The sequence below is a fragment of the Zoogloea sp. genome (genome assembly GCF_041904905.1).
Lineage (GTDB): Bacteria > Pseudomonadota > Gammaproteobacteria > Burkholderiales > Rhodocyclaceae > Zoogloea.
In genome coordinates this window covers 1-15,656 of sequence record NZ_JAYRMI010000087.1, presented here as the reverse complement: position 1 = coordinate 15,656, position 15,656 = coordinate 1, and the positions used below count along the sequence as shown (strand labels likewise).

The window sequence follows — 15,656 nt, the reverse complement described above, 5'->3', positions numbered from 1 at the left end:
CGTTGTATGTCGAGGCCCGCGAGCGCCACCCTGCACGCTGGTCACGCCACACCCGCAACTGGTCTCCTGCCGGCCCGGTGACGCTCAATCCAGAGCGGGAATCCGTCGTCGCCATGGCAATGGGCAATACGAATAGACAGCCTTTGGCTGCATGACTCGGGTGGCAACTAGCTTGACGCGCTCCGTCGTCGCCATGGCAATCGGCAACACGAATAGACAGCCGTTGGCTGCATGACTCAGGTGGCAACTAGCTTGACGCGCTCCGGACCCGCCGACCGCTTCTGCTGACGCTTCTTACACCACGCACCGGGACACGATCCACCCGGAATCGGGTGAAAACCTATTCCCCAGCCCATTCTATGGGCATCAAAACGGGAATGAAGTCATGAAAAATCGGATGGCGTGAGCTACTGCTGGCGCGGTTTCTCGGGTTTTTGCATCGGCCTGCTAGAGATTGCTTGTCTCACGGAGGGGTGTGCCGAATTGCTCCTGATTGCATTGCGGCAGAAAGGCTACGATAATCAAACTGTATAGCTGACCAGCTTTTGGAGATCAAGCCGCGATGATCCGACTCACGCAAGCACTTGGTGCGACGACCACCGTAGTAGCTGCACTGGCACTGGCAGGCTGCGCCAAGCCGTTGGTCATTTTTCCGCCCAAACCGGAGCCGAGCCCTACGGTGATCCGGCTTGATATAACCGCCGATGCGGCTGTCAATGCCGACCGTCACGGTCGCGCGATGCCTATCGTCGTGCGCTTCTACCTCCTGCAAACTACAGCCGCCTTTGACAACGCCGATTTCTTCTCGCTGTTCGAACGCGACGATGCGGTGCTCGGCGCAGCAAAGGTCGTTCGCGAGGAAATCACCCTTATACCCAATCAGGCCTTCAGTACAGAACTACATCCTCAAGGCTCTAGCCGGTTTCTGGCTGTCTTCGCGGCCTACCGCGAAGTCAACACAGTGCGCTGGCGGGCTACCGCCCCCATCCCGCAGCATGCCACCACGGCCTACTCCATTCAGATTAGCCAGAGTGGAATTTCAATCGCTCCGAAGCCCCCACGACAGCGCGGCGTCGGGCAGTAAGCAACAATTCAATCTTCATTCTCGCCCCGCAAGAGGTCGTCATGTCCTGGTGCAGCAAAGTCGTGTGGTCCGAGGGCCTCTTCCTACGGCCTCAACACTTCCAACAGCAAGATCGCCACATGGAGTGGTACGTCGAAACCCGAACGCAGGCGCTGGGAGGTCTTTTCTGGGGCTTCGCCCAGCTTGAGCTCGACACCGCGGCACTCGCCACCGGAAAGATCATGCTAACAGTCGCCCGCGGAGTGCTGCCGGATGGCACGCCCTTCGATTTCCCCTCTGCTCACCCCGCACCGTTAGCGCTCGACATCCCCCCCGACGTCAAGAACGCAGTCGTCTATTTGGCACTGCCAATGCGTCGCGTCCAGAGCATAGAAGCCGCCCGCGTCAGCGATTCTTCGGGGCAGCTCGCGCGCCACCTTCCTGTGGAAGAGCAGGTGGTCGATTCAGCCTCAGGAGACGGGGCCACCGAAGTTATCGAAACCGGCCAGCCGCAATTGCGCCTCGTCCTTGCCGATCAGATTTCCGACTCATTCGTGCGCATCGGCGTGGTGCGCGTCATTGAGCGCCGTCCCGACAACAACGTGGTGATCGACAAGGGCTACATCCCACCTGTACTCGCCAGCCAGGCCTCGTCCGTGCTCACCAGCTACCTGCGCGAGATCTGCGGCCTCCTTGGTCAACGGGGCGACGCGCTGGCTGGCCGCCTCGTGCAGCCCGGAGCCGGCGGAGTAGCCGAGATCGCCGACTTCTTATTCCTGCTCACCATCAACCGGCACCAGCCGGTGTTCGAGCACTTCGCCGAACTCGGTCAGCTCCATCCTGAGCGCCTGTTCGCCCGCCTGCTCGAACTCTCTGGCGAACTCGCCACCCTCGTCAGTGCCGAACGCCGCCCCGGCGTTCGGCCTGTCTACAATCACGATGCCCTCGAAGCCAGCTTTGCCCCGCTGATCCGCGATATTCGCCGCGCGCTCGCCACGGTGCTCGAACAAAATGCGGTTCAGATCGAGCTGCAGGACCACAAACAGGGCCGCTTCGTCGGACTCCTCACCGACCGCAATCTGCTGCGTCACGCCGGTTTCGTGCTGGCAGTCAACGCGCAGGTGCCCAGCGAAACCCTGCGCGTGCGCTTCCCCACCCAGGCCAAGCTCGGCCCGGTCGAAAAGATCCGGGAATTGGTCAATCTCCAGCTTCCCGGAATCGCGCTGCGGCCGCTACCGGTCGCCCCCCGGCAGATTCCCTTTCACGCGGGCTTCAGCTATTTCGAACTCGACAATGCCGGCGAACTCTGGAAGCAGCTCGACAGTTCCGGCGGCCTCGGCATCTACGTGACCGGTGATTTCCCGGCCCTCGAACTCTCGCTGTGGGCCATCCGGGCCTGAGCGCAGACTATCGCAACGATACCGGAGATCGGAACCATGGCGCACGACGACCCCTTTGCCCAGCCCCCCTCCGACAAGACGCTGATCATTCCCTCCCCCGGCGGCCGCAGCCCGCGACCAGCTGCCGCCGCCGGGGTAGCGCCCGCCATGCGCTTCGAACGGGTCGACCTAGTCACCCTCGACTGGGACACTGGGCTCAACCCGCTGATCGCCGCCGCCAACCCACTGCTAGGTCTAGTGCCTCAGTTCCGCCAAGCTCAGCACCCTGACCCCACCGGCCTGCGCGACACCCTGGCGCGAGCCATGGGCATCTTTGAGACCAAGGCCCGCGACCACGGGGTCGCCCACGAGCACGTGATCGCCGCGCGTTACGCACTGTGCACATTCCTCGATGAAACCGCTGCCAATACGCCTTGGGGCGATAAGGTGTGGGCCCAGCGCAGCCTGTTGGTGCAGTTTCACAACGAAGCCTGGGGCGGCGAAAAATTCTTCCAGCTACTCGGCAAGCTCGCCGAGACCCCCACTCAGCACCGCGACCTCCTCGAACTCTTTTACCTGATCCTGTCTCTCGGCTTCGAGGGGCGCTTCCGTGTGCTGCAGAACGGCCGTACGCAACTCGCCTCGGTGCGCGAGAAATTGGCGCAGATGCTCTCCAATGAGCGCGGCAACGTCATCCGTGAACTCTCGCCGGCCTGGCAGACCACGGCCAGCGCGGCCCGCCCCCTGCGCGAATCCGTGCCACTGTGGGCGGTGTCAGCCCTCGCGACTCTGCTACTGGCGATCAGCTACATGCTCGCCTCCTTCGCTCTCAACCGGTACTCCGACCCCACCTTCTCGGCCATCCTTGCCCTCAAGGCCGGCACGCAGATGCCCGCCGCCGTGGTCGCGCCAGCCACCCCGCCCCCCGCCCGGCTGACCCACTTTCTGGCCGCCGAAATTCAGGCTGGCCGCGTCGTAGTGCGCGACCTAGCCGACCGCAGCATCGTCACCGCTCGCGGCGATGGCCTCTTTGAGGCCGGTAGCGCCACCCTCTCGCCGTCCTTCGCCGACCTCCTCGAACGGATCGGCGAAGCGGTGACCAAGGTCGATGGCAAAGTGCTAATCCGTGGCCATACCGACAACCGCCCGATCCGCTCGGCACGCTTCCCGTCCAACTGGCACCTGTCACAGGCCCGCGCCGACGCGGTCGCCGAAGCCCTCGCGCCGCGCCTGGGCAACCGCCCGAAGATCAAGACCGAAGGCAGCGCCGACAGCGAACCCGTCACCACCAACGAAACGCCCGAAGGACGCGCGCAGAACCGGCGCGTCGAGGTCATCGTGTTCCCGGCCGCCCGCGGCAACTGAATCAGGGTCGAATGATGAAAAAGCTTTTCGCTGCACTGCTCCATCCTGTATTGCTCGGCTTCGCCGGGCTGATCGCACTGGCGCTGGTGATCTGGTACGTCAGCCCTCTGGTAGCCATCGCCGGCTGGGTGCCCTTCGAATCCGAACGCGTGCGTTGGATCGTGATCGGCGCGCTGGTATTGGCCTTCGCCACCCACTTCGTCGTCATGCGGCTGAAGGCGCGCGCCAGTAACGCCCGGCTGCTCGACGGTCTTCTCGGCAAGGGCGCCGAGACGCCCACCGAATCCGCCGAAGTCGCCACACTGCGCAAGCGCTTCGAGGAAGCCGCCGCCATCCTTCGCCACAGCCCCTCGGCCGCCTCGGGTAGCGGGCTGGCACGCCTCGCCGCGCTGGGCTCGCCGCGCTATCTCTACCAGCTGCCGTGGTACGTCTTCATTGGCGCCCCAGGCTCGGGCAAGACTACCGCTCTGATCAACTCCGGCCTGCGCTTCCCGCTCGCCGATAAGCTTGGCACGCATCAGATCAAGGGCGTTGGCGGCACCCGTAACTGTGACTGGTGGTTCGCCGACGAGGCCGTTCTGATCGATACGGCTGGCCGCTACACGACCCAGGATTCCGACGCGGCCACCGACCGTGATGCGTGGCAGGGCTTCCTCGGGCTGCTGCGCAAGCACCGCCCACGCCAGCCGCTAAATGGCGTACTACTCACCGTCAGCCTCGGCGACCTGCTCGCCCAGAACGAAGCAGAGGGAACTCGCCACGCCGACGCCCTGCGGGCCCGCGTGCAGGAACTGTACTCCCAACTCGGCGTGCGCCTGCCGATCTACGTACTCGTCACCAAGGCCGATCTCGCAGCCGGTTTCAACGAATTCTTTGCAAATCTCGGCAAGGAAGGCCGAGATCAGGTTTGGGGCGTCACCTTCCCAACAGACGAGGCCACTGCCGCCGATCCGCTGCAAGGCCTATCAGCCCAGCTCGGCGCCCTTCACGAGCGCGTGAGCGGCCAGTTGATCGAACGACTTCAAGAAGAACCTGACCTCGGTCACCGAGCCCTGATCGCCGCCTTTGACCAGCAGTTCGCCCTCGTCAGTCGCCTCCTCGACGCCTTCCTGCACCACGTGTTCGCCAACTCCGGCTACGACCACCCGCTGATGGTTCGCGGCGTGTATTTCACAAGTGGCACCCAGGAAGGCAACCCTATTGACCGCGTGATGGCCAGCCTCGGCGGCGCCTTCGGGCTGGAGCGCCGCATGCTGCCGCCCCCCGCCGGCAGCGGCAAGAGCTTCTTCCTCACCCGTCTGCTAAAGGAGGTAGTATTCGCCGAGCAGCGTATCGGCGGCACCAACATAAAATGGGAACGCCGCCGCAGCCTTATCCACATCGGCGCACTTGCCGCAATGGGCCTGCTGGCCATCGGCCTGTCGATCAGCTGGAGCTTCAGCTACCTGCGTAACAGAAGCTACGTGGATGAAGTGGATGGCGCCGTTGCTGCAGCCAAGCCTCTGGTCACGCGTGTCGGCACCGCGCCAGACAACGACATTCCCAGTGTACTGGCGGTGCTCGACGCGGTGCACGGCGTATCCGGCACCGCGTCCCGGCCGCGCGACGAGAAGCCAGCCGGTATGGGCCTCGGCCTCTTCCAGGGCGAAAAGCTCGACGCCGCCGCCGACCAGTCGTACCGCGGCCTGCTGCGCGACGTGCTGTTCCCGCGCCTGTCGCACCGTATCGAGGCCCAGCTCCGCGGACTCGACGGCATCAATCTTGAGTTCGCCTACGAAACCCTCAAGGCCTATCTAATGCTCAACGATCCCGCCCACTTCGACGCCGAGGCGCTGAAGGCATGGATCACCATCGACTGGGACCGCAATCTGCCTCGCGACGTCACTGCCGACCAGCGCGCCGCCCTTGGCAACCATCTCAACGCGCTCTTCGCTGACGGCCCTGTAGCGTCGCCGGTGGTGCAGGATGCAGCTCTCGTCGCCCGGGCCCGTGAGATGCTGCTGCGCTACTCGCTGCCCGACCGCATCTACAGCCGGCTCAAGCGCCAGGGCGTCGGGGAGGGCATCCCGGAATTCACGATCGAACACGCCGCAGGCCCCAGCTCGACACTTGTTTTCATGCGCAAGAGCGGCACGCCACTGACCCGTGGCATCCCCGGGTTGTACACCTACGACGGCTATCACAAGGGCTTCGTCAAGGCCGTCGATGCGGTCACCGCCAAGCTTGCCGACGAAGAATCCTGGGTGCTAGGCACGCGCCGCAATCCCAGCGCCCGGCGCGATGCCGCCAATGTTGCCCGCGACGTACGCCGGCTCTATCTCGCCGACTACGCGCGCCAGTGGGAAGCACTCGTCGCCGATATCGCCATCGTCCGATCACCTGGTCTCACCCAGAGCATCCAGGTCGCGCGAGTGCTGTCGGGCGCGGACTCTCCGCTGCCCAGGCTGATGCGGGCGATCTCCCGCGAGACCACGCTGACCCCGCCGGAGGCCGAGAAGTCCACCATAGATAAAGCCAACGAAAAGCTCGCAAGCGCCAAGCAGGAGCTTGGCAAGGTGCTTGGAATGAGTGCCAGCGGCGGTGGCGCCGACGCCCCGGCAGCCCCATCGGAACGCCTCGAAAGCCTGGTGGACGACCGCTTCGTACAAATCCGCCAGCTCGTCACCGGCGACGGCAAGAGCGCCCCGATTGATGGCGTCACGCAGTTGCTCAACGAGGTCTACGTGCAGCTTTCCGCCACCGAGACGGCGATCAAGGACAAGGTCGCCCCGCCACCGGGCGATTCGACTGCCAAGGTGAAGGCCGAGAGCGCGCGCATGCCCGAGCCGATCCGCGGCATGTTGCAGCAACTCTCCAGCGCTGGCACCAGCCAATCGCTCGCCGCCACCCGTGAGAACCTCTCGTCGGCAGTCGAGGCGCAGGTAGGCCAGTTCTGCCGCATCGCGACCGAAGGGCGCTACCCCTTTGCTCGCGGTAGCGCCCGGGACGTGACCCGAGAGGACTTCGCCCGCCTGTTCGGCCCCGGCGGGCTCATGGACGACTTCTTCCAGAAGAACCTCGCGCCCTTCGTCGATATCTCCACGCGTCCGTGGAGCTTCAAGCGGGTGCAGGAGCACTCCCTTGGAGGGCCGGGCAACCTCGCTCAATTTCAGCGCGCCGCCACCATCCGCGACGTGTTCTTCCGCAGCGGCGGCTCGGTGCGGCTAGACTTCAAGCCCATCGACATGGACCCGACGATCACCCAGCTCACCCTCGACGTGGACGGCCAGCTCGTCAAATACGCCCACGGGCCACAGGTGCCCCAGTCGATCCAATGGCCGGGCAGCAAGGGCGGCATCTCGGCGCGCCTCCAGATCACCCCGCCGGCCCCGAGCGGCGCCTCCGGCCTCACGGCCGAAGGTGCCTGGGCGCTGTTCCGGCTTTTCGACAAGGCGCGGATCGAGGGCACGGGAGCCCCAGAGAAATTCAAGGTGACCTTCGACGTAGAGGGCCGTCAGGCCTCCTTCGAAGTCACCGCCAGCAGCGTCCAGAACCCCTTCCGGCTGCGCGAACTCTCTGAGTTCCGCTGTCCGAGTGGACTGTAACCATGAGCGCCGCCGGCTGGTACGGCAAGCTCCCGGTGCTCGGCGATTTCGCCCAGCGGCGCCTCCCGCACGACTTCGTCGCCCCGTGGGATGCCTGGCTGCAGCGCGGCGTCGCCGGCAGCCAGGCCGCTTTGGGCAATGACTGGCTCGACACTTACCTCACCGCCCACGTCTGGCACTTCGTACTGATGCCCGGTGTGCTCGGCAACCAAGGCTGGGCCGGCGTATGGACTCCGTCGGTTGATCGTGTAGGACGTTACTTCCCCTTTACGCTGGCCGCACCGCTTCCCGCCGATCAGGCTCTCGGCGACTCGGCGCCGGCCCTCGGCGCGTGGCTCAAGCAGCTCGAAGAGACTGCCCGCCTCGCCCTCCAGCTTGAGCACGACATCGAGCAACTGGAAGTCGCGCTGGTCAGCCTAGGCCCGCCTCCGGCCAGTCGTCTGTTCACCGACATCCTCGAAGGGGTCGGCGCGCGTTTTGCCCGGCGTGAGGAGTTGATCGACCTAATCAGCCTGCCAAGCGACTGCCTCGACGCGCTGGCCACAGGCAGCCTGCTGCACGCCCTCAACGGATATTCCACCTGGTGGTGCTACAACAACGACAGCAGCTGCGGTGGCTTCGCGCACCGAGGCTTGCCCGATGCTGCGTTTCTGTTAAAGATGTTAGCCTACTCACCGGGCGACTGATACTGCCCCACACATCTAGGGTTTCCACCGTGTCCAATCCTGATGATGACAAGACGATTGTGCTTGGGAATCGCGCCGCTGCGCCGTCGCGCCCGGCCCGAGGCGGCTCTGTCAACGCCCTGCCGATAGGTACGCACCTCTTCGAGTTCGAGATCGTCGGACTCGTGGGTGAGGGCGGCTTCGGCATCGTTTACCTCGCCGACGACCACTCGCTGCAACGTCGGGTGGCGATCAAGGAATACATGCCTTCGTCTCTCGCCATGCGCGGCGAAGATGCGTCGGTGATCGTCCGCTCCGATCGCCATGCCGACACCTTCGAGATCGGCCGGCGCAGCTTCGTCAATGAAGCCCGCTTACTCGCCCAGTTCGACCACCCCGCGCTGCTCAAGGTCTATCGTTTCTGGGAAGCAAACGGCACCGCGTACATGGCGATGCCGTACTACGCGGGCAAGACCCTACGCGACGTGCTGCGCGAACGCCAGGGCCCGCCTCCCGACGAAGCCTGGCTGAAGAAGATCCTCGGGCCGGTGATGGATGCCCTTGAGTTGATGCATGCCGAGAACTGCTATCACCGCGACGTGGCGCCTGACAACATCATGCTGCTGCGCGACGAGCGACCCGTACTGCTTGATTTCGGCGCTGCACGCAGGGTCATTAGCGACATGACCCAGGCGCTCACTGTCATCCTCAAGCCCGGCTACGCGCCGATCGAGCAATACGCTGAAATGCCTGGCGTGAAGCAGGGGCCGTGGACCGACATCTATGCGCTAGCCGCCGTCGTCTATTTCACTATCACCGGTCGCACCCCGCCACCAGCCGTCGGACGCATGTTGCAGGACGGCTATGAGCCCGTCGCCACCCTCGCCGCCGGCCGCTATTCCGAACAGTTCCTCACCGGCATCGATCATTGTATGCAGGTCAAGGGCGAGGAGCGTCCCCAGTCCATCGTCGAAATGCGCGAACTGCTCGGCATGACCGCTTACGTTAGCATCCCGTCCCCAGCATCCAGCCGTGAGACCGCGTCGGGCGCAAACAAGGATCCGGGGGTGCTCGAAACCCTGACGCCGTCATCGACGCCAGTCTCAACTACTCATGTGTCGCAGATCGACACGCCGCCGAGGACCGAGCCCACGCCGATAACTCGTAAGAGGCGGGGTGTCACTACTTATGCGGCTGGAGCGACAATGGCAGGCGCGGTCGCCCTCGTCGGGGCTTTCATATTTGCCCGCAAAGCCCCACCGCAGCCAGAACAACCCGCCACGGCACCGGCCCCAGCCACCGTATCCGCACCACCGGCGGTGGTACCCAGCCTGGCGCCCCCAACACCGCTGCCAGTCGCACCAACCACCCGGCAGGTGACGCTCGAAGAGGCCTTCGTTGCCACCGTGGCCGCCTCCGACACCCGTTTCGGGCTGAAGATCGACAAGATCCGTTCGCCGCTCGCTATCGGCAAGGAAGCGCTCAGTTTCGTGCTCCACACCGAACGCAGCGGCCTTCTCTATGTGCTGCTGTGGGACAAGGCGGCCTCGCGGCTCAGCCAGATATTCCCCAACGAACTTGATCGAAGCAACCGTATTGCCGCAGGCAAACCGCTGGCCTTCCCCCGACCGGACTGGGCCTACGAGGCCGACCAGCCGAAGGGCAGTTGGGAGGTGATCACCATCGTCGCCGATTCGCCGCGAGACTTCTCGGTGCTGCGCTTCGACCCCGCCAGCAGTGGGGCCCCGCAGAAAATCGTCGAAGCGGCACTCACCGACTCCGGTAAGGGGCCACTCGGATTGGGCGGAGAGGCGCGCTGTGCCGATGGTCAGCCTTGCTCCCCCGCCTTCGCAGCGCTGCGCTTTTCGGTCGAGGAAATACTAGCGGCAGAGCGGAAGGACAAGGAAGTCGCCAAGCTACCGGGTCTTGCGCCAACTCCGCGGGACAAGCCCGCCGCCAAGGGCGCGGCCAGCAACGAGCAGGCCGAAAAACATTATGTGAAGGAACTGAACAAGTCTCTCGACAAGCTGCTCGACGAAAAATGAGACGAATCCGCCGTCGGCAGAACACAGTTTGATATCAGGATCAGACTGATACCCGCGTCGGATTGCTTGCTTCGATGCTGACCCGCTGCACATTAACGGGAATCCGGCTGTCGGTGACGATGAGGCGATTTACCACCCCGTCACCCACCTTCTCGCTCACCTGCATGTTGCCGACCGGAGTCGCTTTGGTGCCCGTGCTTGGCGCCGTGGCGATAGTCATCTGCACCGCCTCGCCACGCTCGCGAGCCACCTTGCGGGCGTAGGCGTTGAGCTTGCGCATCGCTTCCTTGCCGTCATTCGTGTCGAGCTGGCTGAGCGGGATATCAACCGACACCGACTTGAACGCACGCACTGCTTCAGTCTTGCCAGTCTGCTTGTCGGTCACCGTCACCGTGTCGGTCCGAACCGGCGCCGCCTTGGCACCGCTCACCTTCACCACGTCGTCGACAGCAGCCTTGGCATCGTCAATTTCAGAACTGCGCGCCCGCTGGTAGCCGATCAGGCCGCCCACCACTGCACCGGCCAAGCAGGCGGTCTTGGCGTCATTCTTAGTGAGCTTCGCCAGCACCGCGCCCGTCGCGCACCCCACCGCCGCGCCGACGCCGGCACTCTGGGTTTTCTGATCCACGCTGGCGCAGCCGCCCACCGCCACACTCAACGCCACCACGCAGCTCGGCAGACGAAACATCACTCGATCTTTCATGATGCAACCTCTCCTTCAGTGTGCCCCGGAGTCGTCACGGGGCTTGGATGGAATGATCACTGTCGTTTCGTCAGCGTCCGGATCTTCGATCATGCTGACGCACACCGCAGTGTAGTTATCATTGAACTCCGGCGCCCGGCTGAGGATCAACTCGCCCATGCTCTCGAGCCAAGCCTGGGGCGTTGGCGTGGCGTTGAGCAGGCGCTCCATGTCGGCTTCCTCGACGTACTCCCACCAGCCGTCGGTGCACATCAGAAATACGTCGCCCGGATGCAGCGCCAGCGGCTCGGCCGACACCGACAGGGCAATGGATTCCGCCGAACCGATCGCCGACGTGAGCAGGCTGCGCTGAGGATGGGAGCGGATCATATCGACGTTGCCGTAGCCTGCGTCGATCATGTTCTGGACGAGGCTGTGGTCGCGCGTCTGGTAGGCCACTCGGCCGCGTCGGAATAGGTAGATGCGGGTGTCGCCCACATGACCCCAAACCGCCACGCGGTCATGGGGTTCAATCAGCAGCAGCACTGCGGTGGCGTGCATGTCGTCGGCGGTGCTGCCGGTGGTCTTTTCTTCCACCACCGCGTCGTTGGCCTGCTGCAGCAGGTTTGAGGCGGTGTCTGGGTCGACCTGCGGTTGGGCCGAGAAGCTACGCAATATGCTGCTGACCACCAGCCGTGAGGCCACGTCGCCGCTGCCGTGTCCCCCGGCGCCATCGGACACAACCCAACAGCAGCCGGCCTCCGACATCCAGTAACCGCAAGCATCCTCATTGCGGTTACGGCCGCCAACCTCGGACAGGAAACACGTGTGCATCTCCAGCATGAGAACCTCGCGCTACAAATTTGGACTGCATCAATGGCCTAACGGCTTGGCCCGCGCTCCGCTTGAAGCAGCTCCACCTGCTCTTCATAGGCGCGCAGGAACTCGCGGCCGAAGAGGGCATGGAAATCGTCCTCGGCCTCCCGCGAGATCTCGCCGTACATCTGCTCGAACAGATCCCACAACCGGGCCTTGCGGCTGCCTGGCAGGATGTTGTCGAGCACACCGCGTGACATCACGCGCTCTTCAAGGGCTCCCGGCTCGAAGCGCTTCAGCACACCGGTCAGCGCCGCCCGCATCCCAGCCATGAAGCCGAACTGGTGCGCCCGCAGGTCGTCGTAGGCGTCGCGAATTGCCTCGGCAGGCCGCATGAAACCGTGGCTCTGGGGCGTGAGCAACTGCGACAGCGCAAAGCCCACGTCAGGCGCGAACTTGAGCGGATTGTTGTCCTTGCTGACGATCATCGTCACCTCAGCGCGCACCTCGCGCTTGGTCAACGCACGGGCGGTGAGAAGATCGAGCGTGCCCCGGGTCGACTCGTGCAGCACCAAGCCAATCTGCTCCATCAGCTCGGGAGTGAGCCCGGCAGGCAAACGCAGCGGCACGCTAAGGCCGCGCAGGAAGGCGTCGAGTAAGGCGTCGGCAGAGGCAGGAGCCGCAGCGGGCGGTTCAGCGGAGGTTGGTCGGGTCGGTGCTGGGGCCCGGATTGGCGCGGGCGCGATGACGGTCGGGGGATGATCCGACGCAACTCTGTCGACGCTGATCTCGACCTTGGCTGGCGACGGGGCAGCATCTAGTGGCGTACTGCGCGGTACCGGTGTAGGTGTTGCTGGCGTGTCATCCCACGAAAAAACCATACCCACCACCGGAGACCGCGGCGCGGCTGAGGGCGGCGAAATCACCTGGGCCACTTCCGGCGCGGTCGCCTCAGGGCGCGGTGGCGCGAAAGCGTGGTTGAGTAGCGGTGCATCATCGCGCTGGGGGTCTGGGATCACTGGTGCGGGGGCCGCGCCACCAAGCAGCGCCAGCGGATCGACCTCCCCAGACACCACACCAGAAGGCGCCACCGGCGCATCACCGAGTGGCGTGCCAGCAAACGGATCATGCGACGCATTGCCCAGGCTGAACAGTGCATCCACCGACTGCTCGCCGCGCACTCCGCTCAGTCCTAGTAGATCGGCTCGCGGCGCGGCTGGTGGCGGAGGCGGTGTAGCGAACGGATCATGCAAAGGCGCAGATGCCGCGGGACGGCTAACAGGCGAAACTGGCGCCCCGAAAACGGCAAACGGATCGTCGCTTGCCGGCATCGACGCAGGTGACGGCGCCGCAGCCGGACTCGCCGCTGGCGTGCCCAGCAAGCCAGCGAAAGGATCGGAGAAATCCAGCGTGGCTGCCGGTGCACCGCCGAACAAACCCAGCGGATCGGAAGATGACGCGGCCAGATCGGGCGTCGAAAACACCGGTGCCACGTGGGCAAACTCGACCTCCAGCAAATAGCCGCCGATGGCGATCCGGTCGCCCCCGGTGAGCGCCACACGGTTGCCCTTGCCCACCGGCCGGTCATTGACCGACGACGGGTTGCCGCCCATGTCCACCAGCACGAACTGCGTGCCATCGAATTCGACCCGCGCCTGCACGCGGGAAATGTGCCGCTCGGGATCGGGCAGAACCAACTCGTTGCCATTCTCCCGGCCAATCGCCCCGCCGCGGCTGTCGAAATCAAAGACCGCCGGGCACGCAGGCGGGGCGCCATTGACGCTGATGACGGAGATGCGCATGGTCGTGAGCCCACAGGTGAAGAGAATATAATGAGTTTGATTCTGGCACAGCAGATATCAAGCTACGCGGCGTATCTCCATGGGTCAGTTAATTCATTTCCCATTTTCTGTAGAATACCAGACTGGTTGATTTTCTGCAGCCCTGGCACAGGCGGATCGATTTCAACCCGTTGATTTTCTTTGAAATGAGGCCTCATTCTGGGAGTGCCAGTAGTTTTGTGTTCGAGGCGAGTTTTGAGTGATCCTGGGTTGCCGAAGCAGGGCCATCGCACCTATCCAGCATACCCCTTCCAGAACCGCGTTCTTGGTCACTTGCTTACGCCCCCCTGTTCACAGCCCCTGATTTTGTGTAGTTTTCTCGTCTTTTGGCGTTCCCATGCAGACGAGGAAAGTGATGCCGCTCACGCAGGTGTTCGTTTCGATCTCCGACCCGCGCAGTGCCCTGCAGGTCAGGCACGATCTGTCCGAACTGCTCACGGTGGCGGTGTGCGCAGTGCTGTGCTGCGCTGACGAGTTCTCCGAGATCGAAGCGTGGGCCAAGGAGCGTATCGACTGGCTGCGCGGTTTTCTGGTGCTTGAGCACGGGATTCCCTCGCACGACACGTTTGGGCGTGTCTTTGCTGCGCTCAATCCACGGGAGTTTGAAGCCGCCTTTCGACGCTGGGTCGGGCAGTTGATCCCCGCCTTGGGCGAGGATACGGTCGTCGCCATTGACGGGAAGACCAGCCGGCGCAGCACGACCAAGGCGGCAGCGAGCCCCCTGCACCTGGTCAGTGCCTTCGCCGCCGACGTTGGCCTCGTGCTCGGTCAGGTCGCGACAGCGGAGAAGTCCAACGAGATCACGGCGATTCCCGAACTGCTGGCGATGCTGGCGCTCGAAGGCTGTGTCGTTACCATCGACGCGATGGGCACCCAGACCGGCATTGCGAAGGCGATTCGTGAAGGCGGCGCCGACTACGTGCTGTGCGTGAAGGACAACCATCCCAAGCTCCTCGAATCCTTCCTGCTCGCCCAGGCAGGCGTGGGCGGCGCCCTGACCCCCAACGCCACCACGGAGAGCCGCGAGGAGGGGCACGGTCGAACGGAAGTGCGACGTTGCTGGGCGTTCGACGCCGTCGATCGCCTCTACAAGGCCGACCAGTGGGCAGATCTGAAGTGCTTCGCGATCGTCGAGCGCGAGCGGACCGTGGGCACAAGAACGAGCTGTGAGCGGCGCTACTACATCAGTTCCTTGCCTGCGGACGCCGTGCGGATTGCGCACGCGGTGCGCAGCCACTGGGAGATCGAAAACCGCCTTCATTGGTGCCTCGACGTCCAGTTCGGCGAGGACCAGTCCACCGTGCGCACGGGATACGCCGCCAACAACCTCGCCATCGTTCGGCACATCGTGATGAACCTGCTTCGCCTCAACACGTCGCGCAAGGGCAGCATCAAGACCAAACGGATGCTGGCCGCCACTTCCGATACGTTCCGGGCTGAGCTGCTTGGGTTCATGACGTGAAGGTGCGATTGCCCTGATCGGCAGACGCGGGCGACCTGCCGGGCTCGCACCCGTGCCCGCTACCTGTAAGGTCGGGCCAAACAGATCCAGGCCTTCGAGCACACGCCCTTGGCGGTCCTTGCGGACAAAGCACGGCGCCAGCGCCGATTCGATCTCGGCCCACGGCATGCGGGTTGCCAATACCGCGAGCGGGCCCCCCGCGTCAGAATAGTTGCCACCTCGATAGAATCCTGAATTCGGGGGCGATGATGAGAGAACGAGTTGGCGCGATACGGACAAGAATTCAAAGACAGAGCGGTGGCGCGGTTGCTGCCGCCGGAGAGCGCAACGGTGGAGTCTGTTGCGCGTGAAATCGGTGTAGGGGTTTCGACCCTGGAGCGCTGGAGGAGTGATGCGCTGTCCAGGCCCGCTCGCGAGCGGGCCTGGACAGCGGCGGCCCGGTTTGAGGCGGTCCTCACGACAGCCGCACTGGATGAAGCGGGCAAGAGCGCCTGGTGCCGGGAGCACGGCGTTTATCCGCAAGCGTTGGCCCAATGGCGCCAGGCCGCTACGCAGGCCCTGGCGGAACCGGAAGAGCGTGGCGCCAGTCCTCAGCAGACCAAGCAGGACAGACGCCGCATCAAGGCGCTCGAACGGGAACTGCGGCGCAAGGACAAGGCGCTGGCCGAAACCGCCGCGCTGCTTGTACTTTCAAAAAAAGTGGCGGCGATCTTCAACAGGGACGAGGACGAATGATCGGCCTCGAAGATCGCCA

General features: G+C 64.2%; 10 protein-coding genes and 2 pseudogenes. 8 read left to right on the top strand and 4 right to left on the bottom strand.

Features of this window, described 5'->3' with window-relative positions; genetic code table 11:
- Positions 1–562: 562 nt before the first annotated feature.
- From tssJ to ACE3N6_RS17335, 6 genes are read left to right on the top strand one after another with little or no spacing between them, the layout of a single operon-like run.
- A complete protein-coding gene (gene tssJ / locus ACE3N6_RS17360; RefSeq protein ID WP_374247068.1) occupies positions 563–1,084 on the top strand; it encodes a type VI secretion system lipoprotein TssJ in 522 nt (173 codons plus the stop codon).
- A 41-nt stretch (positions 1,085–1,125) separates the two neighbouring features.
- Positions 1,126–2,463 carry a type VI secretion system baseplate subunit TssK gene (gene tssK / locus ACE3N6_RS17355; RefSeq protein ID WP_374247067.1) on the top strand — a complete coding sequence of 446 codons (1,338 nt, stop codon included), beginning with the start codon at positions 1,126–1,128 and terminating at the stop codon, positions 2,461–2,463.
- Positions 2,464–2,499: 36 nt separating this feature from the next.
- Positions 2,500–3,807, top strand: coding sequence for a DotU family type VI secretion system protein (locus ACE3N6_RS17350; protein WP_374247066.1), 1,308 nt, complete (start codon positions 2,500–2,502; stop codon positions 3,805–3,807).
- Between the two features lie 11 nt (positions 3,808–3,818).
- On the top strand, positions 3,819–7,391 hold the full coding sequence (tssM, locus tag ACE3N6_RS17345; RefSeq protein WP_374247065.1) for a type VI secretion system membrane subunit TssM: 3,573 nt from the start codon (positions 3,819–3,821) through the stop codon (positions 7,389–7,391).
- 2 nt (positions 7,392–7,393) lie between these two features.
- A complete protein-coding gene (gene tagF, locus ACE3N6_RS17340) occupies positions 7,394–8,077 on the top strand; it encodes a type VI secretion system-associated protein TagF (protein WP_374247064.1) in 684 nt (227 codons plus the stop codon).
- A gap of 29 nt (positions 8,078–8,106) precedes the next feature.
- The gene (locus ACE3N6_RS17335; protein WP_374247062.1) at positions 8,107–10,101 is read left to right on the top strand and encodes a serine/threonine protein kinase; all 1,995 of its coding nucleotides are present in this window, start codon (positions 8,107–8,109) and stop codon (positions 10,099–10,101) included.
- Between the two features lie 40 nt (positions 10,102–10,141).
- On the opposite strand, the gene ACE3N6_RS17330 is transcribed toward ACE3N6_RS17335, so the two are convergent.
- From ACE3N6_RS17330 to tagH, 3 genes are read right to left on the bottom strand one after another with little or no spacing between them, the layout of a single operon-like run.
- On the bottom strand, positions 10,142–10,804 hold the full coding sequence (locus tag ACE3N6_RS17330; RefSeq protein ID WP_374247061.1) for a glycine zipper domain-containing protein: 663 nt from the start codon (positions 10,802–10,804) through the stop codon (positions 10,142–10,144).
- A 15-nt stretch (positions 10,805–10,819) separates the two neighbouring features.
- Entirely contained in the window at positions 10,820–11,626 is an 807-nt protein-coding gene (locus ACE3N6_RS17325; RefSeq protein ID WP_374247060.1) for a PP2C family serine/threonine-protein phosphatase, read from the bottom strand.
- Between the two features lie 38 nt (positions 11,627–11,664).
- Positions 11,665–13,401, bottom strand: coding sequence for a type VI secretion system-associated FHA domain protein TagH (gene tagH, locus ACE3N6_RS17320; RefSeq protein WP_374247059.1), 1,737 nt, complete (start codon positions 13,399–13,401; stop codon positions 11,665–11,667).
- Positions 13,402–13,777: 376 nt separating this feature from the next.
- Here tagH and ACE3N6_RS17315 point away from each other — a divergent pair, with 376 nt between their 5' ends.
- Positions 13,778–14,902, top strand: a complete 1,125-nt coding sequence (locus tag ACE3N6_RS17315) for an ISAs1 family transposase (RefSeq protein ID WP_374247058.1) — start codon at positions 13,778–13,780, stop codon at positions 14,900–14,902.
- A gap of 3 nt (positions 14,903–14,905) precedes the next feature.
- Here ACE3N6_RS17315 and ACE3N6_RS17310 read toward each other — a convergent pair.
- Positions 14,906–15,106: pseudogene (locus ACE3N6_RS17310) on the bottom strand (IS5/IS1182 family transposase); the annotation flags it as partial.
- 57 nt (positions 15,107–15,163) lie between these two features.
- Here ACE3N6_RS17310 and ACE3N6_RS17305 point away from each other — a divergent pair.
- Positions 15,164–15,656 (top strand): annotated as a pseudogene (locus ACE3N6_RS17305) (transposase); the annotation flags it as partial.